At 28.5% G+C, this 21,649-nt stretch carries 18 protein-coding genes and 1 pseudogene; 11 read left to right on the forward strand and 8 right to left on the reverse strand.

Going from position 1 to position 21,649, the window contains the following annotated elements:
• Positions 1–41 precede the first annotated feature (41 nt).
• From JYG23_RS12120 to JYG23_RS12150, 7 genes are all read right to left on the reverse strand, one after another.
• The gene (locus tag JYG23_RS12120; protein WP_207235930.1) at positions 42–1,460 is read right to left on the reverse strand and encodes a YfcC family protein; all 1,419 of its coding nucleotides are present in this window, start codon (positions 1,458–1,460) and stop codon (positions 42–44) included.
• A gap of 117 nt (positions 1,461–1,577) precedes the next feature.
• Positions 1,578–2,525 carry a carbamate kinase gene (gene arcC, locus JYG23_RS12125; RefSeq protein ID WP_207235931.1) on the reverse strand — a complete coding sequence of 316 codons (948 nt, stop codon included), beginning with the start codon at positions 2,523–2,525 and terminating at the stop codon, positions 1,578–1,580.
• A 15-nt stretch (positions 2,526–2,540) separates the two neighbouring features.
• A complete protein-coding gene (gene argF, locus JYG23_RS12130) occupies positions 2,541–3,533 on the reverse strand; it encodes an ornithine carbamoyltransferase (protein WP_207235932.1) in 993 nt (330 codons plus the stop codon).
• 24 nt (positions 3,534–3,557) lie between these two features.
• The gene (gene arcA, locus JYG23_RS12135; RefSeq protein WP_242631570.1) at positions 3,558–4,769 is read right to left on the reverse strand and encodes an arginine deiminase; all 1,212 of its coding nucleotides are present in this window, start codon (positions 4,767–4,769) and stop codon (positions 3,558–3,560) included.
• Positions 4,770–5,016: 247 nt separating this feature from the next.
• Complete coding sequence (locus JYG23_RS12140) at positions 5,017–5,757, reverse strand: AIR synthase related protein (protein ID WP_207235934.1); 741 nt, start codon at positions 5,755–5,757, stop codon at positions 5,017–5,019.
• A gap of 196 nt (positions 5,758–5,953) precedes the next feature.
• Positions 5,954–8,110, reverse strand: coding sequence for a heavy metal translocating P-type ATPase (locus JYG23_RS12145; RefSeq protein ID WP_207235935.1), 2,157 nt, complete (start codon positions 8,108–8,110; stop codon positions 5,954–5,956).
• A 23-nt stretch (positions 8,111–8,133) separates the two neighbouring features.
• Positions 8,134–8,472, reverse strand: a complete 339-nt coding sequence (locus JYG23_RS12150) for a metalloregulator ArsR/SmtB family transcription factor (protein WP_207235936.1) — start codon at positions 8,470–8,472, stop codon at positions 8,134–8,136.
• Positions 8,473–8,632: 160 nt separating this feature from the next.
• Between JYG23_RS12150 and JYG23_RS12155 the strand changes: the two genes are divergently transcribed.
• On the forward strand, positions 8,633–9,643 hold the full coding sequence (locus JYG23_RS12155; protein ID WP_207235937.1) for an aldo/keto reductase: 1,011 nt from the start codon (positions 8,633–8,635) through the stop codon (positions 9,641–9,643).
• Between the two features lie 54 nt (positions 9,644–9,697).
• Here JYG23_RS12155 and JYG23_RS12160 read toward each other — a convergent pair.
• Positions 9,698–9,877: pseudogene (locus JYG23_RS12160) on the reverse strand (manganese catalase family protein); the annotation flags it as partial.
• Between the two features lie 65 nt (positions 9,878–9,942).
• On the opposite strand from JYG23_RS12160, the gene JYG23_RS15055 reads away from it, so the two are divergent.
• From JYG23_RS15055 to JYG23_RS12205, 10 genes are all read left to right on the forward strand, one after another.
• Entirely contained in the window at positions 9,943–10,065 is a 123-nt protein-coding gene (locus JYG23_RS15055; protein WP_256440256.1) for a hypothetical protein, read from the forward strand.
• A 323-nt stretch (positions 10,066–10,388) separates the two neighbouring features.
• The gene (locus tag JYG23_RS12165) at positions 10,389–12,143 is read left to right on the forward strand and encodes a peptidoglycan DD-metalloendopeptidase family protein (RefSeq protein WP_207235939.1); all 1,755 of its coding nucleotides are present in this window, start codon (positions 10,389–10,391) and stop codon (positions 12,141–12,143) included.
• Between the two features lie 63 nt (positions 12,144–12,206).
• Complete coding sequence (locus JYG23_RS12170; RefSeq protein ID WP_207235940.1) at positions 12,207–13,352, forward strand: DUF5050 domain-containing protein; 1,146 nt, start codon at positions 12,207–12,209, stop codon at positions 13,350–13,352.
• Between the two features lie 436 nt (positions 13,353–13,788).
• Complete coding sequence (locus JYG23_RS12175; protein ID WP_207235941.1) at positions 13,789–13,992, forward strand: hypothetical protein; 204 nt, start codon at positions 13,789–13,791, stop codon at positions 13,990–13,992.
• A gap of 58 nt (positions 13,993–14,050) precedes the next feature.
• A complete protein-coding gene (locus JYG23_RS12180) occupies positions 14,051–15,193 on the forward strand; it encodes a hypothetical protein (protein ID WP_207235942.1) in 1,143 nt (380 codons plus the stop codon).
• A gap of 1 nt (position 15,194) precedes the next feature.
• On the forward strand, positions 15,195–15,740 hold the full coding sequence (locus JYG23_RS12185; protein ID WP_207235943.1) for a class I SAM-dependent methyltransferase: 546 nt from the start codon (positions 15,195–15,197) through the stop codon (positions 15,738–15,740).
• Entirely contained in the window at positions 15,704–16,297 is a 594-nt protein-coding gene (locus tag JYG23_RS12190; protein WP_207235944.1) for a hypothetical protein, read from the forward strand. The genes JYG23_RS12185 and JYG23_RS12190 overlap by 37 nt, the downstream gene beginning before the upstream one ends.
• Before the next feature lie 13 nt (positions 16,298–16,310).
• Positions 16,311–17,381 carry a hypothetical protein gene (locus JYG23_RS12195; protein ID WP_207235945.1) on the forward strand — a complete coding sequence of 357 codons (1,071 nt, stop codon included), beginning with the start codon at positions 16,311–16,313 and terminating at the stop codon, positions 17,379–17,381.
• Between the two features lie 17 nt (positions 17,382–17,398).
• Positions 17,399–19,450: a VirD4-like conjugal transfer protein, CD1115 family gene (locus JYG23_RS12200; protein WP_207235946.1), complete on the forward strand. Its 2,052-nt coding sequence runs from the start codon at positions 17,399–17,401 to the stop codon at positions 19,448–19,450.
• A gap of 47 nt (positions 19,451–19,497) precedes the next feature.
• Positions 19,498–21,582, forward strand: coding sequence for a DNA topoisomerase III (locus JYG23_RS12205; RefSeq protein ID WP_207235947.1), 2,085 nt, complete (start codon positions 19,498–19,500; stop codon positions 21,580–21,582).
• Positions 21,583–21,649 lie beyond the last annotated feature (67 nt).

Below are 21,649 nucleotides of genomic sequence, written 5' to 3' on the forward strand. Positions count from 1 at the left end.
TTTATTTATTTAAACTAAGAAGTTTATGTTTTTTAATGTACCTAAATTAATACTGCTAATATCAAAATTATTAAAGTTAAAATAAATAGCAATAATACAAACTTCCACACATACTTAATCCATTTATCATATGGAACTCTACCAATCGCAAGTCCTCCCATAACAACTGCACTGGTTGGAGTAATTAAATTTACTAGACCGGATGCACTTTGAAAAGCTGTTATAACTAAATCACGTCCAACATTTGCAAAATCAGCAAGCGGAGACATTATTGGCATTGATAATGTTGCAAGTCCTGAAGTAGAAGGTATTAAAAACGATAGTGGTATATAGAATATATATGTTAGTGCAATAAATATTATTGAACCTGCTCCACTAAGTGTTTGTTCACCCCAATAAAGTATAGTATCAGTGATTAATCCATTGTTCATTATAACTGTAATACCTCTTGAGATACCTATGATAAATGCAACACCCAATAAATCAGCTGAACCTGCTACAAAGCTACTAATTAAATCTTCTTCACTAAGTCTAGCAAATATTCCAATAACAACTGCACCTACTAAAAATAATGCTGCTAACTCTTGAAACCACCAAGCTAGAGTTGGTATAGCTGTAATTCCAAGGTCGGAAAATGGTATAACAGAGTATATCATTACCACGAATACTAAAGAGAAAATTATTAATGTTATTTTTCTTTTGCCTGTTAATTTTAAATCATCAACATTAGTTGCCTTAATTGAAAAATGCGATTTATTATTTTCATACATATCTGCTACATATGATTTCGAAGGATCTTTTCTTACTTTTTCTGCATATCTAGTTACAAAAAATATTGCTATTGCTTCTAGAACTACAAACTGTATTATCCTTATAATTATACCATCGCCAAGTGAAATGCCTGCAAAACCAGAAGCTATACCAGTTGCGAATGGGTTAACGGTTGAGCCTAAAACACCAACACCGGCACCTAACAAAATTACAGCAACTGCTGAGAGTGCATCATATCCAGCTGCAATAAACACCGGTATTAGTAAAGGATAAAAAGCTATTGTTTCTTCAGCCATTCCATATGTTGTTCCACCTAAACCAAATAAAGTCATTAGAATGGCTATCATATATTTCTCTTTACCCTTTAGTTTGTTAATTACGTTAGAAATACCAGCATTTATAGCACCAGTTTTCATAACAACACCTAAAAAACCTCCAACCATAAGTATAAATACAGCTATATCTACTGCATTGTAGAAACCCTCAAATGGAGATAATAAAACATCAGCTATACCTTGCTGATTAGGTTCTACTTCATGATATGTCCCTGCTATTGGTTCATTACTAGAACCATCAGACTCAACATAGTCATATTGTCCAGGAGGGATGACCCAAGTTAAAATAGCCATAACTATAATTATGATAAATAAAACGGTATATGCGGTAGGCATTTTAAATTTACTTTTCATTTTTATTCCTCATTTTTTTTTATGATTATCCCCCTTAAAAGTTACCACAAAGATTACTGTTAATAATGTTTATAAAAACTATCATACATGTAATCTCTGTGGATACATATTTTAAATTTAGCAACTGATAATAGTACCACTATTACCAGATAAAGAATCTTGTGCTTTGTTTAGTGATGTAATAACAGCTTTTCTGCCTGACTTAGATTCTGCAAATTTTATAGCAGCTTGAACCTTTGGTAACATGCTACCTGGAGCAAAATGACCTTCTTCCATGTATTTTTTTGCTTCCTCACAGCTTAAATTAGCTAATTCTTTTTGGTCTGGTTTATTAAAGTTTATACAAACTCTATCTACTTCTGTTAAAATCATCAAAATATCAGCATTTATATCTTCTGCTAATCTTTCAGCAGCTAAGTCTTTATCTATAACAGCTGCAACTCCTTCTAAACAACCATCTTGTTTCTCTATGACTGGAATACCACCACCGCCACAAGCGATTATTATTGTTGTATCCCAAAGTTGTTTGATTGTTTCTAATTCAATAATTCTCTTTGGCATAGGTGAAGGTACAACCCTTCTATAACCTCTGCCAGCATCTTCTTTAACTGTATATCCTTTTTCTTGTTCTATTTTTTTTGCTTCTTCTTCAGAATAAAATGGGCCAATAGGTTTTGTAGGATTCTGAAACGCTTTGTCGTTTTTATCAACAACTACTTGTGTTATTATACTGACAATAGGAACTTTTCTGTCTTTTTTACTCATTGCTTCTCTTAAACCTTGTTGAATATGATAACCTATATAACCTTGACTCATTGCACCGCATACATCAAAAGGCATAATTGGTGTAATATCCTTAGCTGCTTCAGAAGCAAGTAAAATTCTACCTACTTGAGGTCCATTTCCATGAACAATAGCAATCTCATAACCTTGACTACTTAAATCTGCAATATATTCTGCTGTTTTTTTTACTACTATTAATTGTGACTCAGCGGTTGAAGGCAATCCTTTATCTTCTAGGGCATTTCCGCCAAGAGCTACAACAACCTTTGTTACATTAGTCATAATTATTGTTCTCCTTTAACTCATCATAGAAACCAATACAGCTTTAATTGAATGCATTCTATTTTCTGCTTCATCAAATACAACTGATTGTTTACATCTAAATACTTCATCAGTAACTTCCATTTCATTTATTCCAAACTTTTTAGCTATGTCTTCACCAACTTTAGTATTAGTATCATGAAATGAAGGTAAGCAATGCATGAATATGGCATCTTTTTTAGCGTTTTTCATTGCATCTGAATTAACTTGATATTTAGACAATAATTTAATACGTGTTTCCCAAACTTCTGGAGGTTCACCCATAGATACCCAAATATCAGTATAGATTACATCTGCATTTGTAGTTCCTTCTTTAACGTCTTCAGTTAAAGTTATTGTGCAATCACTTTCGGATGCTATTTTTTTACATTTAGCAACTAACTCGTCTGTAGGCCATAGTTCTTTTGGTGCACAAGCTGTAAAGTTTAGCCCAAGTTTAGCGCAAGCAATCATCAATGAATTACCCATGTTGTTTCGGGCATCTCCCATATATGTGAAATTAATGCCTTTTAATTTTCCGAATTTTTCTTCTATAGTCATCATGTCTGCTAACATTTGTGTTGGGTGATATTCATCTGTTAGTCCATTAAATACTGGTACTCCCGAATGTTTAGCAAGCAATTCAACAACATCTTGGTCAAATCCTCTATATTCAATACCATCAAAAAATCTTCCAAGTACTTTAGCTGTATCTTCTAAAGATTCTTTTTTACCCATTTGTGAACTGCTAGAATCTAAAAATGTTACACTTGCACCTTCGTCATGGCATGCGACTTCAAATGCACATCTAGTTCTTGTAGATGTTTTTTCAAATAACAAGACAACATTTTTGTTTTTCAGCATTTGTTCGTGAACACCTGCTCTTTTTTTAGCTTTTAAATCATGAGATAAATCAAGTAAATATCTTATTTCGTGTGGAGTGAAATCTAATAATGTTAAAAAACTTCTTCCTTTTAAATTGACTGCCATTTTTTCTCCTTTTTTACAAATTAATTATTCTCTAATAAGAGGCATGCTCATACATCTTGGTCCACCACGACCTCTTGAAAGTTCGCAACTAGGCATTACGTGAATTTTAATACCATTTTCCTCTAATACAGCATTAGTTACATTATTTCTTGAATAAACTACAACTTCACCTGGTGCAATTGCTAAAGTGTTTGAACCATCATTCCATTGCTCACGAGCAGCATCAATGATATTATTTCCACCACATTTAATCAATTTCACATTATCAAGATTCAAGTGTTTCTTTAAAATATCCTCTAGACTACCATGTTCTTCATTTATAGATAATTTATTTCCATCCATTTGTAAAACATGTAAATTCATATCATTCTTTATATTAGGATGCATTGTAAATTTATCATAATCAACCATTGTAAATACTGTATCAAGATGCATAAATGTTCTTTGCTTTGGTATATCAATTGCTAAAATCTTTTTAAAATTTGAATCTTCTGTCAATATGTTTTTTGCAAGTTTTTCAATTGCATTTGGATGAGTTCTCTGTGAAATACCAACTGCAATAGTTTCCTTGTTTAAAATTAGGATATCTCCACCTTCTAAATGAGCATCTTCGGTTCTGTCGTACCATAGCTTAGTACCTTTATATAAAGGATTATAATTAAAAATATATTTGGCAAACAAAGTTTCTCTGTTTCTAGTTACTGTAAGCATTTTGTGTACAGATGCACCATGCCCAATAGATGCAAATGGATCTCTTGTAAAATATAAATTTGGTAGAGGGTCAGTAACAAATGGATAATCGTCTTCCAAAAAGTCCATAAGGTTGCTTTTTTCGTAGTCTTTTAGTTCTGATTTGCGAATACCTTCTATCATTTTTGCAATCATTTCCTTAGTATCTAAGGATTTAAAAAGCTCATATAAAATTTGTGATTTTGATGCGCTATTTACACCAGCTTCTTTAATAAATTCTTTAATAAATTGGTCTTTTATATCTTCATTAGAAATAGATTCCGCCACTAAGTCAGTTAAATAAACAACTTCTACACCGTTAACTTTTAAAATTCCTGCAAAAGCATCATGTTCCTCTTGTGCGATTTTAAGAAAGGGTATATCATCAAATAATAGCCTTTCTAAATATTCAGGCATTAAGTTTTCAAGCTCTTTACCAGGACGATGAAGTAATACTTTTTTTAGTTTACCTATCTCTGAGTAGATATTAATTGCATTATTGTTCAAAAACACACCACCTTTTAAATATAGTAAATTAATAATGCTAAAAATGTGTAGATAATATTGTCGTATTTTAGATAACATTATCGATAGTATTTTTTCTATAAAAGAATTTTTTATGCAAAAAATTAAACTCCAATAAGTGGATGAATTATATTTATATAATAAAAAAAGCAAAATAATTAATATACATATAATTATTTTGCTTTTAAAATTTTATGTTGTGATTTCATTGTGAATTCTCAAATTATAATTAATAAAATTTACCTAAAACTTCAATATTTATAGATATTAAAGCTTTTAATTTGTCTAAATTTTTTTCGCTTATACTTACTATACAGCTACATGAAGGACCGCCAGATTTATTTAAATCAATAGATATATAATCTGAGTATTTAAATTTTAAACTATTGCATTGACATAATGTATCCAATTCGTAAGAAATTCCTTTTGAACCAACAGGTACAATTTCATTTGTAAAGTCGCAATTTTTAAGTGTTTCATAATCTGTTATAGTCATTATTTTATCAGGATTTGCTATAACATCAGGACCTACAAGTGGAAGTCCAATAGAAACACATATATCGTTTTTTGATGTTTTTTTATATTTTAATTTAGCCTTGTCTATTATTCCAACTCCAGTTGTACCAATAGATGTTTGAACTGTCTTTGCATTTTCTTCCGTACTTCCTGTTAAGTGTACATTAGTGTTTTTTAATAAATTTATAGTATTATTAAAGCCCTTTATGATATTTTTACCAGTATCATTCATTTCAACTGCTAAACCATCAGATAAAACTAACGGTTGAAATCCCATACTTAAGAGTTCTGCAAGTACAACCTTTGCAGTCTGTTCTCCAACTATAACTGAGGAAGCTTTAATAGTGTCATGTTCTTTTTCTCCTATACCGCCACAAGAATCACATGAAATACCAATGTATCGTTCTTCGTCTATATCTATAAGTGTTAAATCTCTAACTTGTTTTATATTCATATTTTCCTCCATAATAACAATTATATTTATATTTTATGATAAAAATTGGTATAATACAATAAGTTTATTTTATATTAATCTTGTATACTTTTATATCAAATGTGCATAATAATAATATTAGATAATACTTTTTTAATTATCCTTCCAAAATTAATAATGTAAAGCAAACCCACACTATTGTGTGGGCTTTGTCATTTCATTTAAATTTTATTTTTAATAATCTCGATGCATTTAAAACTGCAAGTATTGCAACTCCAACATCAGCAAATACAGCTAAAGGCATTTTAACGTTACCGTAAACAGTAAAAATCATTACTAAAAGCTTAACACCAAGACAGAAAATTATATTTTGCCAAACAATTGATTTTGTTTTCTTTGCAATTTCTATACTTTGAATAACTTTAGAAGGCTCATCGTTCATTATTACAACATCGGCAGATTCAATAGCAGCATCTGAACCCATACCACCCATAGCAAATCCTATATCAGCTCTTGTTAGAACTGGAGCATCGTTTATACCATCGCCAACAAATAATAATTTAGCTTTTGGATGTTTGTTTTTGAATAAATCTTCAACTATATCAACCTTGTTAGTTGGAAGTAAATCGCTATATACTTCATCAAGACCAATTTGTTCTTTCACATAGTTAGCAGTTATTTTGTTATCTCCTGTAAGCATTATAGTTTTCTTTATACCTGCTAATTTTAAGTTTTTAACTAAATCTTTAGCATCTTCTTTAATTTTATCACTAATAACAATATAACCTACATAAACATTATCGTGAGACACATAAAGAACTGTACCAGGCTTATCTTTAGCTTGCTCATACTTAATATTATTTTTTATCATAAGTTTTTCATTGCCAAGCAAAGTAGCTTTATTGTCAATATCAGCGCTTACTCCATATCCAGCTATTTCTTTATAATTAGAAATGTTTTGTCGTAGTATGTTATCACTATATTTTTCTTTAATTGATTTTGCTATTGGATGATTAGAGTAATACTCTCCATATGCAGCAATTTTCAATAAATCATTTTCATTAAAGCCATTAGTAGCTTTAATTTCTGATACATTAAATTTTCCTTCTGTCAATGTACCAGTTTTGTCGAAAACTGCGATTTCAGCTTTTGATAATGCCTCTAAATAATTTCCACCCTTTACAAGTATACCGTATTTAGATGAAGTACCAAGTCCGCTAAAATAAGTTAATGGTATCGATAAAACTAATGCACATGGGCAAGAAACAACCAAGAATGTAAGTCCTATATAAAGCCAATCGTATAATGGCTGTTTTAAAACAATTGGAGGAATAATAGCTATCAAAGCTGCAACAAATACAACAATAGGAGTATAATACTTAGCAAACTTAGTTATAAAGTTTTCAGTCTGAGATTTTTTATTTGATGCTTTTTCAACTAAATATAAAATCTTAGAAACTGTAGATTCTTTAAACGTTTTAGTAACACTCATTGTTAATACACCAGTTTGATTTATTGATCCACTTAGAACTTCATCACCTGTAATTTTATCTATAGGCATTGATTCACCTGTTAAAGCTGATGTATCAATACTAGATGCTCCTTCTGTAATAATTCCATCAAGAGGAATTTTTTCTCCTGGTTTAACAATTATAATGTCGTTTATTTTAACTAAATCGGGTTTAACTTTTCTAATGCTATCTCCCATTTTTAAATTTGCAAATTCAGGCTTTATATTTAATAAGCTTTTTATTTGATTTCTAGATTTGTTAACTGCAATATCTTGAAAATATTCACCTACTCTGTAAAAAAGCATTACGCCTGCTGCTTCAGGATACTCACCAATAAAAATAGCACCTAGAGAAGCTATAGCCATTAAGAAATTCTCATCGAAGATTTGTCCGCTTATTAGATTTTTGAATGCTCTAATAACAATGTCATAACCAATAATTATATAAGAGGAAATTAAAAGCACCATAGATAACATTTTGTTAGACTCTAAAAATACTGCTGGTAAAAATAAAATTGTTGCAACTATTATTCTTACTAATTCCTTATTTACTTTTTTAATTGGATTTACTACTTCGGTTGAGTGATTGTCACATGCACAATCGCATTCGCAAACACAACTACATTCAGTATCAATGTTATCATCTTTTGATACTTGCACATCAGGCTCAAGCTTATGTACAATTTTTTCTATATCATTAAATATATTATCTTCAGATACATTACTGTATTCTACAGTTATTTTTTTATTAACAAAATTCAAGAATGCATTTTCAACATTCTCATGTTTATTTGCTAATGCTTCTATTTTTGATGCACAATGTGCACAATTTAATCCATCAAGGTTTATAATTAATTCTTTCATAAGGTCCTCCTTAAAAGTTGCTTTTAGTTATGATTTATATGTTCAAAACCTTGCTCAAATATTTTTTCAACATGGTCATCTTCAAGTGAGTAATATACTGTTTTACCATCTTTTCTGTTTTTAACTAGACGTAAATTTTTCAATGTTTTTAGTTGATGTGATACATTTGATTGAGTTAAGTTCAATTTATTAGCTATATCCTGTACACAAAGTTCGTTATGAAAAAGCGAAAATAAAATTTTTATTCTAGTGGCATCGCCAAAAGCTTTGAATAGTTCAGATAGATTATATAAGTCTGATTCAGTTGGTTGAGTATTGCATATGCTACATTTATTACAACCATATTTTTTACAATCAGTCATTATTTGACCTCCTTTATTATCACAAACATATGAACATATGAAATAATGTTCATATGTTCATGATAACATAATTGAATAATATGTCAAGTTTATATTTGATTTTTTTTATAAATATAATATAATTGATTTATAAAATATTTGAATTGAGAGGACAATAGATATGTTAAAAAACACTTTAGGTAAAACTGGTCTTAATGTTTCTAAAATAGGTTTTGGTGGAATACCAATACAAAGGTTAACTCAAGAACAAGCTACTTCAGTTATAAAAGAACTGAAAAATCAAGGAATAAATTTTATTGATACAGCCAATGGATACACAGTAAGTGAAGGATATATAGGAAATGCTTTAAAAGAAGTAGGTAGAGAAAATTTCTATTTAGCGACAAAAGCTATGGGTTATACATATGAATCAATGAAGGCATTTATAGAAAAAAGCTTAAATGATTTAGGCGTTGAATATATTGACTTGTATCAAATTCATAATTGTAGTAAAGAAGAACAATTTGCAAATGTAATATCAGAAAATGGAGCTTTCAAGGCATTGAAAGAAGCAAAGGATAAGGGACTTATCAAACATGTGGGGGTTACAAGTCACAATGTTACAATGTTAGAGAAATTTTTGGAGTATGATATAATTGAAACAATTCAATTTCCGTTTAATATAGTTGAACAACAAGCAATAGAATTATTTCAAAAAGCAAAAGCTAAAAATGTAGCTGTTATAGCTATGAAGCCTTTAGCAGGTGGTGCTATCACAGATGGAGAGTTAGCACTTAAATATATATTGAACTCAGGACTTGTAACGATTGCAATTCCAGGTATGGATAGTGAAGAACAGGTCATCAAGAATGCTTCTGTAGCTAATAACTTAGAGCCATTAACAGATGAAGATAATAAAAATATCGAACGAATAAGAAAAGAATTAGGCAATGATTTCTGTAGAAGATGCGGATATTGTATGCCATGTCCTCAAGGTATAGATATTCCAGGAATGTTTTTGTTTGAAGGATATGCTACAAGATATAATCTAAAAGATTGGGCTATGTCAAGATATAATGCACTTAAAATAAAAGCAGATGCATGTGTTAAATGTGGTCTATGCGAGACAAAATGTCCTTATGAATTACCAATCAGAAAAAAACTTGAAAATGTAGTAAAAGTAATGAAATAATTATAAATTTAAAAGCAATGATAAGTGATAAATATCATTGCTTTTTTTTGTTGTCTAAAAATATCTTTTCCTCTGATCCACTTCTTCTGCAAGTCTTAAGCCTTCACCAAATCTTTGGAAGTGAACTATTTCTCTTTCTCTTAAAAATTTCAATGTATCTTTAACCAATGGATCATCAGTTAATAAAATTAAATTTTCATAAGTAACTCTTGCTTTTTGTTCTGGTGCGATATCGTAAAGGCAACTGGAAAAATATTTGAGATAAAACAAAATCAACTACATAAATTAGAGCAGTTACAATGGAAGTAGCTGTTTTTTTTATTGCAAAATTAGGATTTTATCTAGATGGAATTAAATATGCAATTGCACAGTTGATGGTGTCCATAGTTAAGTGTTTGAATGCTAATGAACTTAATATGTAATATTATGTTGAATTATGTATTAATTTGTAGTAATAATCAAATTGCAAATTATGACAAAAGTGTTATAATTAAGATGTAAATTTACAATAATAATTTTGTATTATATATTACCTTATCTATTTGCTTCAATATTTAGTTACATTTAAAATCTTTTATTTCCCAGAATATTTTTGTACTAGATGAATTTTTATACATCAAATTTTAATTACACAATTTTATAATTTTCGGTATTTTAATATCTTCTAGGGGAGAAGAAGATTGTGATATTTTATTGTTTAGCATAGATATAAAATATATATTACATCATAAAAATGGAGGATAATATGAAAAATACAAACAAACTGACAAATTATTTGATTACTGTATTAACAATAGTTATTTTATTTTCAAATCTATCTGTTTATGCCAATACATCACCACAAAATGATATAGATACAAGCATAGATGCAGTAGAGGCTAATGAAGCAGAATACTTAAATATTCAAATGAATTTAACTGGATTAAACTTTTTTAACCCTATTTCTTTTGATTCTATTGGAGAAAATTTGTATCAAACTTCTTTATACAACAAATTTTTTACTAACGGTGATGTTAAACTATTAATAGTAGAAAATTACAATGGTGAACCAAGAGAAAATGAAGATAATACCGTATTTAATAGCACTATAAACAGCACTGATAGTATAATATTACAACTAGAAGATGACAAAGATTACTTATATAATATATTTATTACTAAAGATAATAAAGTAGTATCAACACATTATGGTCAAATGCAGGTTAAAGACGGAATTGTTAAGTGTAGTTCTGAATTTATTAGCGATGATAAAACTATTCAAACACAACAAAAGGTGCAAGAAAAAGAACACGAATTATCAATTCAATCAACTGCAACTGTTGTTAAAACTTATTCTTATTATGAAAAAGAAAGTAACAATACAAGAAGTGCTGCTAATACAATAAAAAGTGGTATGGATGTTTATGGAAGAATGGCTTCTACCAGTGACTATGATTTTTATAAGATAACTCTTGATAGAGCAGGATACGTTAACTTTTGGTTAGGTGATATATACAAAAACTGTGATTATGATTTATTTGTATATGATTCATTATATGGTGATGATTATATATACTCATCAACTAATAATGATCAAAGTCAAGAGCTAATAAAAAATAAATATTTAAGTGCTGGTACTTATTATATAAAAGTTGTGGTAAAAAAGAATACAAGTAAAGTAAATTGGGAATATTATTATTTTCTAAGAGCAAGAATTACTTCTGATAACTCAACTGGAATTGCATGGCCAACAATTGAAACAAAAATAAATGCTTGTTATCAATGTGATAATTATAAAATTGAATATGACGTTCTACATGGTGGAGTTGATATAGCTGGAAGTAATGCAAATCCAATAGTAGCTATGTCAAGCGGAACAGTATCTCATGCTGGTACATTTACAACTTATCCATCAAGTACATATGGAAAAGTTGTATTTATAAATCATGATACTGAAAATCCATATAAAACTGGTAGTAGCAACGCAAAATTTCAGTCAAGATATGCACATATGTGTGAAATATTAGTAACCAATGGTCAACAAGTTCAACGTGGCAAAATACTAGGATATATAGGTAATACTGGCGCTTCAGATGGAGAACATTTGCACTTTGAAATTCGCACTGGTTCTTCTTTCAGTTCATTAGCTAAAATTAATCCACTTACATTTTATCCAGGTTCATGGACATGTTCATGGTGTGGTAAAAGTTGCGGTGGACCTAATGGTGGTAGTACACAAAGCACAAATTCTGTTAAGTACTTTAGTGAAGAACCTATCAATGATTTATTAGTACAAACAACTATAAAACAAAATGGTTTTTATAATAATATAGAAATAAGAATTAATGATGAATATATATTAGATTATGAAACAATAATTTCTATGTCACCAGATGAATTGGAAAATTACGGTATAACAAAAGAAATAATTAAAAAATTAATAAGCAGAATAAATGAAAATAGTGAGCAAACCAAATACTGTGAAATAATAGATAATCTAAATAATATTTTCAATCAGTAGTATATATAATATAATATAGTTGATTTATGTAGGTATAAAATACACTTGAAAGGATTTAATATAATGTTAAAAAAAATATGTATCATTCTTTTATGTTTGATTGTTATTCTATTTTCATCTTGCAATACAGAACAAATTGACAACAATATTGAAGATAATGAAGCTGTAAGTAGTGAAAACAATAATAATCAGAATGTAAATAATAACAATACTACTCAAGATAAACATGAAGATACTTCTAATGAGGATACTGACACTCAAGATGAGATTTGCACTATAAATTATAGTCCAAACCAAGCTAATGGTGGTAATTTCAGTTATGATAAAGAAAATATATATTATTTATTAGATAATAAACTTCATTGTATGAGTAAAGAAAATAAAGAACAAAAAATATTATTTCCTAATTATAAGATTAGAGATTTTATGCTATACAAAAATAAAATTTATATAAAATACAATAAAGACAGTGAAACAAAATATTCAATTATAGATAAAGATGGAACCAATGAAAAACAGATTAACATAAAAGCCACAGGTTTTTTATGTACACCGATAATTTACAAAGATTATTTATACTTTACGAGGGAAACTAATGAAGATTTTTTATATGAAGTATTAAAATTTGATATTGAAAGTGGAAAACACCAAATTGATGATATTTTTAAAGATATAAGAACAAGTTTAATTTTGCCGATAACTTATAATGACAATTTGTTTCTTGTTGACTTTTTACAGCCGTATAATTTAATATCATATGATGGAGATAAAATCAAAAACCTTGAATTTAACGGAGCTATAAATAATGAAGGTGATTTTATAAGTAATATACAAATTGTTGATGATTATATATATTATTATTCAAAAAATTGTATAGCAAAAGAAAAACTAGGTGATCCAACAAGTGCGCAAGTGCTTTTTAGTGAAAAAGATTATATTATATCTAGAATAAATGTAACTAGTGATTATATATTCTTTACACACATAATTAATAATTATGATCAAGATAATGTAGTTGTAGAAATAAATAGAATAGATCATGATGGAAATAATTTAAAAAAAGTTTTTGAAGATAAAGTAAATCATTCTACAAATATGTCTAGTTCAGGAATATACATTATTGATGATGTTATATATTATAAATCAGTTGAAACTGGTAAAATTAATGCTTTTGATATTGATGGTAATATTGTTGAATTTAATAATTAATAATTAATAATTAATAATATTACCAATATGTCAGACTGCAGACTAAAGACACTTTATATAAGTTTTAAAGTGTCTTTCTTGTTGTTTATTAAAAACTAGGGGCTATGTTTGTATTTTTGGAGAGCTTATAGCTATTAGTAAAAGTAAAAAATTCTTTGTAGAATAATTTATTATAATATAATATGAAAGTCCAAATGGACAATTAATGTAAAAACAGCTGCTTAAATAGCTGTTTTTTTATTGCAAAAATGAGAAAGTAATGTTTAAAACTTCAGAGTATATTAAAACTTAACATTAAAAAAACATGAAAAATTCATAGTAAGAATAACAAAGGGATTTTTTTGAATAGTAAACATATATGTACCATATATTTACTATTCGAAAAAATTCCTAATACCGCATAGCGGTAACAATTAATTTAAAGGGGAGAGATTATTTGAATTATATAAATTATAAAGAGATTGATAAAGTAGTTGAAAAATACAAAAATAAAGGAAATTTCACACATAAACAGCTAAAAGAAATAAGAAGAGGTATTGAAGCAGAAATTAAAGTAGATGAGTATGCAAAAGATAGTATTTCCTCTAAGGATATGTTTGATAAACGTTGGGAGCTTATATTTAAAAAATTTAATAATTAATTATTTAAGGCATTTTATATGCCTTTTTATTATCTAAATAACTAGGAGGATGATCTACATGAAACAATTAAAGCGTGTAGTATTAAAAGAGGAATTAGTAGTATTAACAGGTGGTTATAAAAAAGCAATCATACTAAATCAGTTTATATACTGGTCAGAACGAGTATCAGACTTTGATAAATTTATATTAGAGGAAAAAGAAAGATGTAGCAAAAATGACATAGAAAATAACCAGGTACTAACAAACGGATGGTTATATAAGTCAGCAGAAGAACTATCAGAAGAAACTATGTTAGGACTATCAAAGTCTAATATGGGAACACATATAAAGTATCTAATAGAAAAAGGTTGGATTAGTGAAAGAAATAATCCAGTATTCAAGTGGGACAGAACAAAACAATATAGAGTAAATATTACAAAAATACAACAAGATTTAATTGAGTTAGGATATGCACTAGAAGGATATCCATTAATGAGAGATATAGAAAGTGTAACACCAAGTTATAAAACAGAACATGCAGAAAATACAGAAAATTTACCAAGTTCTAAAACAGAACATCGAAGTTCTGAAATAGAACATGCAAGTCACGAAACAGAACATCAAAATTCTAATATAGAACATCGAAGTACACAAAACAGAACAGCAATACCAGAGATTACTACAGAGATTACTACAGATATATTTAGTCAGTCAGTCAAGAAAGAAATAGATGGACAGACGGATGAAGAACTAAGCAATATATTAAACAAAGCAATAAGCTATATAAAAAATTACTACACGGGAGAAGAACAGCAGATACTTGAACAGTCCATGATAGATATAGCAACATCTGATAAGCTTATAAAGGATCATGATAAGCACGAAAGACTAAAAAATATAACAAGGCTGCTAGACAAAAACATAATAAACTATGCATTAGAAAAATTTAAAATAACTTGTACAAAATCTATAAAAAATCCTCAGGGATATTTTACAGCTATACTTTACAATATGCTATTTGAATACAGTGCAGTAAATATAGCAAAGAATAGCGAGAACAATAAACATTCCACATGCAATAAACCTAGTACAAATAAATTTCATAATTTTGATCAAAGAACTGATAAATATACTCCTGAAGAATTAAAGCAAATAGGCAAAAAGAATTTTGAAAGAAAACTAAAACAAATAGGCATAAGCATACCTAGGACAGAGGTATAACATGAAAAATCTAAGGGATGAAGAACTAAGATTTCCTCAACTAATACACTATTATTCAGACTTTATATTCTTTTTCCTAAAAAGATACTACAAAGAGCTTAATAATGAAATGACTGTACTAGATGCAGGATGTGGACATGGTAGAAATTTAAAACTATTATATAGTCTTGGATTTAAAAACATAACGGGCATAGACATCGTAAAACGACAAAATTTTAAAATATGTAATTATCATGAGCTAGACCTAGCCAAAGACAAAATAATCGGTAAATATGACATAGTACTTTGTAACTTTGTATTAATGTTTATAGACACAAAATATCAACTATCTGTAATTGATAAATTGATAAATACTACAAACAAATACTTGCTTATAGAAACAAGTCATTTAGATGGACAGTACAGCTACACATGCTATATACAAAACTTTTACAATTACATATTAGGAGCAAGAAAAGACGTTCAAATAATCTACTATAATAAAAGCAAAGAGAGGTTAATAATTAAAAAATGGCAAAGCAACCAAACGGATATATCAGACAAATAACAAAAAGAGATAAAAAACTACTTGTACAACTTGCAAAAACAGGTATGGCAACCGTGGAGCAATCAGAAAAATATGCAGAAGTTAAAATTAAAAGACTAAAGAGACTAGAACGTTCAAAATATATAAAACTAACAACACTTATAAACGGTGGAAAAGAAACAACAATTATACAACTAAATAAAAAAGGTAAAAATTATATAAGAGAAACATTAATGTATGATCAAAAGTTAGCAGTTGCAAGCCCAGATCATGTTAGTCATGATATACAATTAGCAGAAACATATTACAGATTAGAACCTGAATTTCAAGCGACATTTATATGTGAGCATGAGTTAATAAGTCAGATATACGAAGATAAACCATATCTAACAAATAAACTAGAAACATGTATAGATGCAGCCATAATTACAGTTACCGGAGAAACTATAGGCATAGAAGTTATAGGAAAAACATATACACAGTCAGATATAAACTCAAAAATACAAATTGCAAAGTCGCACTTAAATTGCACAAAAATAAACTGGATAAATAACACAGGAAAAATATTTAAATACTAAGGGAGTTGACAATTTGATAAAAAAAGTAAGAGACGATGTAATAAAATTAGAATCATATGTAGCAGCTGCATTTAAATACGATGAGGAATTAACAAAGATATTTGAAGTAGGAGGTTATTGTCTGGTATCACAGCTAAAAAGCAACTATGGAGAATCAAAAGCAAAGCGGATAATAGAAGATATGCAACAACATAAACTATTAGCTACAGAATACTACTCAAATTCAAAATATGCATATATAACACAAAACACACTAAAATACCTAGCGAATAAAGATAATCAAACAGAACAAATAAATATAAAAAAAAGGAATATAGAAAAGTACCCAGCTGAAAAAGTGTTAATAGCATCTATTCTAAAGTATCAAGTAGAACCAGGATATCCTGAAATAAGACGAACAGAATATATAAAACAAATGCAACAAAAAATTATTGAAATAAAAGGAATCAATAAACCAATACCACAAGAAGCATTAGAAAAAAGCAAAGAGAAATATATTAAAAGCAAAGAAGGAGTAACTAAGCTAATAAATCTAATTACCCAATGTGAGCCGGAAAATGAAACATTAAAAAATATAATACGTATGACACAAGATAAATATCAAGAGACATTAGTAAAATATGATGATCAAATAAAACAAGTAAAAAAAGCAGAGCAAAAGCTTGAAACATATACAAAAGGCTTAATAAACCTATATGATATATCAAAACAAATATTATTACCAGTAGACAACGAAACATTAAAATACTATATCATAGATTATACCAAGATAAAATCATTATCAAAATATTTTAGCAATATATACAAATTTGAAAAAACTATAGGCAAAATATTTAAAAACATAAATATATATGTCATAAGCTATAAAAGAGAAAGATATAGAAAATTTGCAAATAAGCTAAAGAAATATCTCAAGGAAAATAAAACAATTAGGAACATAGAAATAATAGAAATAGATACTTGCTATCATTTAGAAAGAATAATTGAAAGAACAAACTACATAGAAAAAGAAACACTAAAAATAAAACCAAAAGATAAACAAGCATACAAAAAAATAAAAGCAGAATTAAATAAAAACGACTAAAAGGAGAAAGTAAAAAAGTGAAGAAAAAAATTACAATAGTTACGATATTAATTATTTTGGCTCTGATATACGGAGCTATTTTTTATGTCATTGGAACAGTATCAAGTATACAAATAAGTAAAATACCAATATCACAATATATGAGCAATATATTGCTAAATAAAATTAAACCTTTAGATATAATTCAGAACAAATCAGAGTTGATACATATAATAAAAAATCCACTATTAGCAATAAAACAAGCATTTAGTATAAACAAAACTGTGTTTTTAATCATAATGATTATTGTAACTATCCTGGTACTTTATAGACTAGCAATGATAACAATATTTAATGAACAAATTTTTAATTATTTAGGATTTAATAAATTAATAAAGGATAAGAAGGGGACATTTGGTACATCAAAATTTGCAGATGCAAAAGATATAAACAAAATGAAAAAACAAAAAACACTAGAAAACGAGAAAGGCATAATACTAGGCAGTATAAAAAAGCCATACACATTAGAATCGCTAAAAAAATACAATACAAAATATAGAATAACCATAGGACCAAAAGTTAAAATGCTAAATGGACATGCAATAGTAGTAAGCGGATCAGGAGCTGGTAAAACATTTAACTTTGTACTAACCAATGCCATCAATGCTATACGAGATGGTGTAAACGTACTATTTACAGATCCAAAAGGAGAACTGTTTAAAACGCTTAGTAAATATTATGAGCAAAATGGATATACAGTAAGAGTATTAAACTTAATAAACACAGAAAAAAGTGATAGATTTAATCCACTTAGTATAGTAGAAAATGAGCTAGACGTAGTAACATTTATAGATGTACTATTTGAAAACGCACGTTCACTAGAATCAACAGGAGTAAATGACTTTTGGGACACAGGAGCAAAAGACTTACTAAAAGCAGTTATATTGTACATAAAAGCAACATATTCTGAAGAAAAACAAAACATGGGTGAAGTATATGACTTAATCATAGAATCAGCAAATATAGAGCAAATGGACTTGCTGTTTGATGATATAGATGATGACACAGCTATGAAAAGAGCATACAAGTTATTTAGAAATAGTGAAGATAAAGCAAGAGAAGGTATAATACTAGGATTGGGACTTAAACTACAAATATTTCAACATAAGGATATAAGAAAACTAACGCAATCGAATGATATAAATATGTACGATTTAAAAACAAAAAAATCAGCTTTTTTTATTATCATGCCAGATACACATAATTCATATAACTTTATACCAAGCATATTCATGAACTTTCTATTTATTAAATTACCATATTTACATGACAATACATCAGATGAAAAAATAAAAAATACTAAGCTTAGAATATTTGCAGATGAGATAGCAAATGTAGGTAAAATAGCAAACCTAAAAAATGTTATAACAACACTTAGAAGTAGAAAAATAGACTTTTTCCCTATATATCAAAACATAGCACAAATAAAAGAAGTATTCGGAAAAGGATGGGAGACTATAACAGGAAACTGTGACACGTTCATAACGCTAGGAGTAAATGACGAAGAAACATCAGAGTATATATCAGAAAAATTAGGAAAACAAACAATAAAAACAATATCTAAAAATAAGACTGATGGACTGACAAAAATAGCAAGTGTAAAACGCTGGAGCATATCAGAGCAACAAAGAGATTTAATGCAGCCATCAGAAGTAAAAAGGTTAAATAAATTCAAATGCATAGCATTTATTAGAGGTGAAAATCCACTACTACTATACAAATATCCATTTAGTGCATTAGACGAATACAAAGAGATAAAAAAGTTAGAAATAAATATAAATGACTATGTACCAGTATATCAGAGACAAAAAGAACCAGAAGAAACAAAACAAGAAAACAAACAATTCGTACTATCAAAGCAACCAGCAGAACCTACAGAAGTTATAGAAAAAGAAGACCAAAATCAAGAACAGCAGAAAAATCATACAGAACAAGAACAAGAAAAAGAAACACATCAGGAGCAACAAGAAAAGACAAATGAAGAAATAATATTAGACATCATGGAAGATGATGACGAAGATATAATATAAAAATTATTCTGTCCCCACTGGGGACAGTAATTATTTAGGAGGATAAAATGAAAGTAGTAATAGCAGAAAAACCAAGTGTAGCAAGAGATATAGCAAGAACAATAGGAGCGACAAAAACAAAAGATGGATATATAGAAGGCAATAATTATATAGTAACCTGGTGTATAGGGCATTTAGTTGGATTAGCATTTCCATCAAGCTACAATGAAAAATATAAGCAATGGAACATAGAAGACTTACCAATTATACCAGAACAATTCAAATTTGAAGTATTTAAAAATACAAAAAAGCAATTCAATATCATAAAAGACCTAATAAATAGTTCGAATACAACAGAAGTTATATTTGCAGCAGATGCAGGAAGAGAAGGAGAACTAATAAACAGACTAGTATACAGTCAAGCAAAATGTACAAAACCAATAAAAAGGCTATGGATAAGTAGTATGACAGAAGAAGCCATCAAACAAGGATTTAAAAACTTAAAAGATGGAAAAGAATACGAAAACCTATACAAAAGTGCAGAATGTAGAGCAATAGCAGATTGGTTAATAGGCATAAATGCAAGTAGAAAATACAGCATAGAGTACTCTAAACTAACATTAGGCAGAGTACAAACACCAACACTAGCTATGATAGTGCAAAGACAAGACGAAATAGACAACTTTGTATCAACACCATACTATGAAATAGAAGCAGAATATGACACATTTACTGGCAAATACGTAGATGAAAACGGAAAATATAAATTTACTGATGAAAAAGCAGTAGAAAATATACTAAACAAAACAAAAGGATTTAATGGCATAGTAAAAAACTTATCTAAAAAGCAAAAGAAAAACTATGCACCGCTACCATTTGACTTGACAGAACTACAAAGAGAAGCAAATAAAAGATATGGATATACAGCACAAAAAACACTAAATATAGCACAAACATTATACGAAAAACACAAAGCAACAACTTATCCAAGAACAGACAGTAGATACCTAAGCGATGATATGATAAGTACTTTTAAAGGTGTACTGGAAGCAGTAAAAAATAACTATCATGAACAAATAATAGATACAATCAAATGCTACAACAAACTAAAATGTATCAATAATTTAAAAATCAGCGATCATCATGCAATCATACCAACCAATAAAAAAGTAGATATAAACAATATGACAGAAGACGAAAAAAATATATATCAAATGGTCTGTACAAGATTTGTAGTACAATTTTTAGAACCATATCAGTATGAAGAAACAATATTAAACATAGATATTCAAAAGCATATATTTGTGTCAAAAGGTAAAATAGTACTAGCACAAGGATGGAAAGCTATTGAGTGTGACAGCAAACAAATAGAAGAAATGACACTACCAAAACTTAATAAAAACGATACAGTTGCAGTAAACAAAACATACAGAGTAGACAAAAAAACAACACCAAAAAAACAATTCACAGAAGCAACACTACTAACAGCTATGGAGAATGCAGGACAGTATGTAAAAGATGAGGAACTAAAAGAACAGTTAAAAGAAAAGGGTATAGGAACACCGGCAACAAGAGCAAGTATCATAGAAAAAATAATAAAAGAACAGTATATAGATAGAAAAAGAAAAAACCTAGTACCAACAGAAAAAGGTATAAATTTAATAACTATAGCACCAACAGAACTAACAAGTGCAGAGCTAACAGGAGAATGGGAGCAAAAGTTAAACAAAATTGCAAAAGGAGAAATAAACACTAATACTTTTTTAGATGAAATAAAAAACTTAACAAAAAAAATAGTAGAAACAAAAGCAACAAAACAAATAGAGTTCAAAACCAAAAATCATGAAAAAGAAGTTATAGGCATATGTCCAAGATGTAAAAGAAACATATACGAAGGAAAGAAAAACTTCTACTGTGAAGGATATAAAGAAGAACCAAAATGTACATTTGCTATTTGGAAAGACAATAAATTTTATGGTAAAGTTACCAAAACACAAGCAAAAAAGCTTCTAAAAGGTGAAAAAGTTCTATTTCAAAAATTAAAAAGTAAAAAAGGAAAAGAATACGAGGCATTTTTAAAGCTAGAGGATACAGGAAAGTATGTTAATTTGGTGTTTGATAGTTATAACACGTTGAAGAAAAATAGTAAATAAAAAATATGAAGACTAAAAAAATGACCTGTCCCCAGTGGGGACGGGTTTAAAATTGTGGTTTAACATT

This window comes from Sedimentibacter sp. zth1 (genome assembly GCF_017352195.1).
Classification (GTDB): Bacteria; Bacillota; Clostridia; order Tissierellales; family Sedimentibacteraceae; genus UBA1535.

Coding starts and splice junctions, on each gene's coding strand:
- JYG23_RS12190 (WP_207235944.1), top strand. CDS start 15,704: ATGGCAAAGCAACCAAACGGATATATCAGACAAATAACAAAAAGAGAT.
- JYG23_RS12140 (WP_207235934.1), bottom strand. CDS start 5,757: ATGAATATAAAACAAGTTAGAGATTTAACACTTATAGATATAGACGAA.
- JYG23_RS12120 (WP_207235930.1), bottom strand. CDS start 1,460: ATGAAAAGTAAATTTAAAATGCCTACCGCATATACCGTTTTATTTATC.
- JYG23_RS12145 (WP_207235935.1), bottom strand. CDS start 8,110: ATGAAAGAATTAATTATAAACCTTGATGGATTAAATTGTGCACATTGT.
- arcC (WP_207235931.1), bottom strand. CDS start 2,525: ATGACTAATGTAACAAAGGTTGTTGTAGCTCTTGGCGGAAATGCCCTA.
- JYG23_RS12170 (WP_207235940.1), top strand. CDS start 12,207: ATGTTAAAAAAAATATGTATCATTCTTTTATGTTTGATTGTTATTCTA.
- JYG23_RS15055 (WP_256440256.1), top strand. CDS start 9,943: ATGGAAGTAGCTGTTTTTTTTATTGCAAAATTAGGATTTTATCTAGAT.
- JYG23_RS12155 (WP_207235937.1), top strand. CDS start 8,633: ATGTTAAAAAACACTTTAGGTAAAACTGGTCTTAATGTTTCTAAAATA.
- JYG23_RS12150 (WP_207235936.1), bottom strand. CDS start 8,472: ATGACTGATTGTAAAAAATATGGTTGTAATAAATGTAGCATATGCAAT.
- JYG23_RS12180 (WP_207235942.1), top strand. CDS start 14,051: ATGAAACAATTAAAGCGTGTAGTATTAAAAGAGGAATTAGTAGTATTA.
- JYG23_RS12165 (WP_207235939.1), top strand. CDS start 10,389: ATGAAAAATACAAACAAACTGACAAATTATTTGATTACTGTATTAACA.
- argF (WP_207235932.1), bottom strand. CDS start 3,533: ATGGCAGTCAATTTAAAAGGAAGAAGTTTTTTAACATTATTAGATTTC.
- JYG23_RS12205 (WP_207235947.1), top strand. CDS start 19,498: ATGAAAGTAGTAATAGCAGAAAAACCAAGTGTAGCAAGAGATATAGCA.
- JYG23_RS12185 (WP_207235943.1), top strand. CDS start 15,195: ATGAAAAATCTAAGGGATGAAGAACTAAGATTTCCTCAACTAATACAC.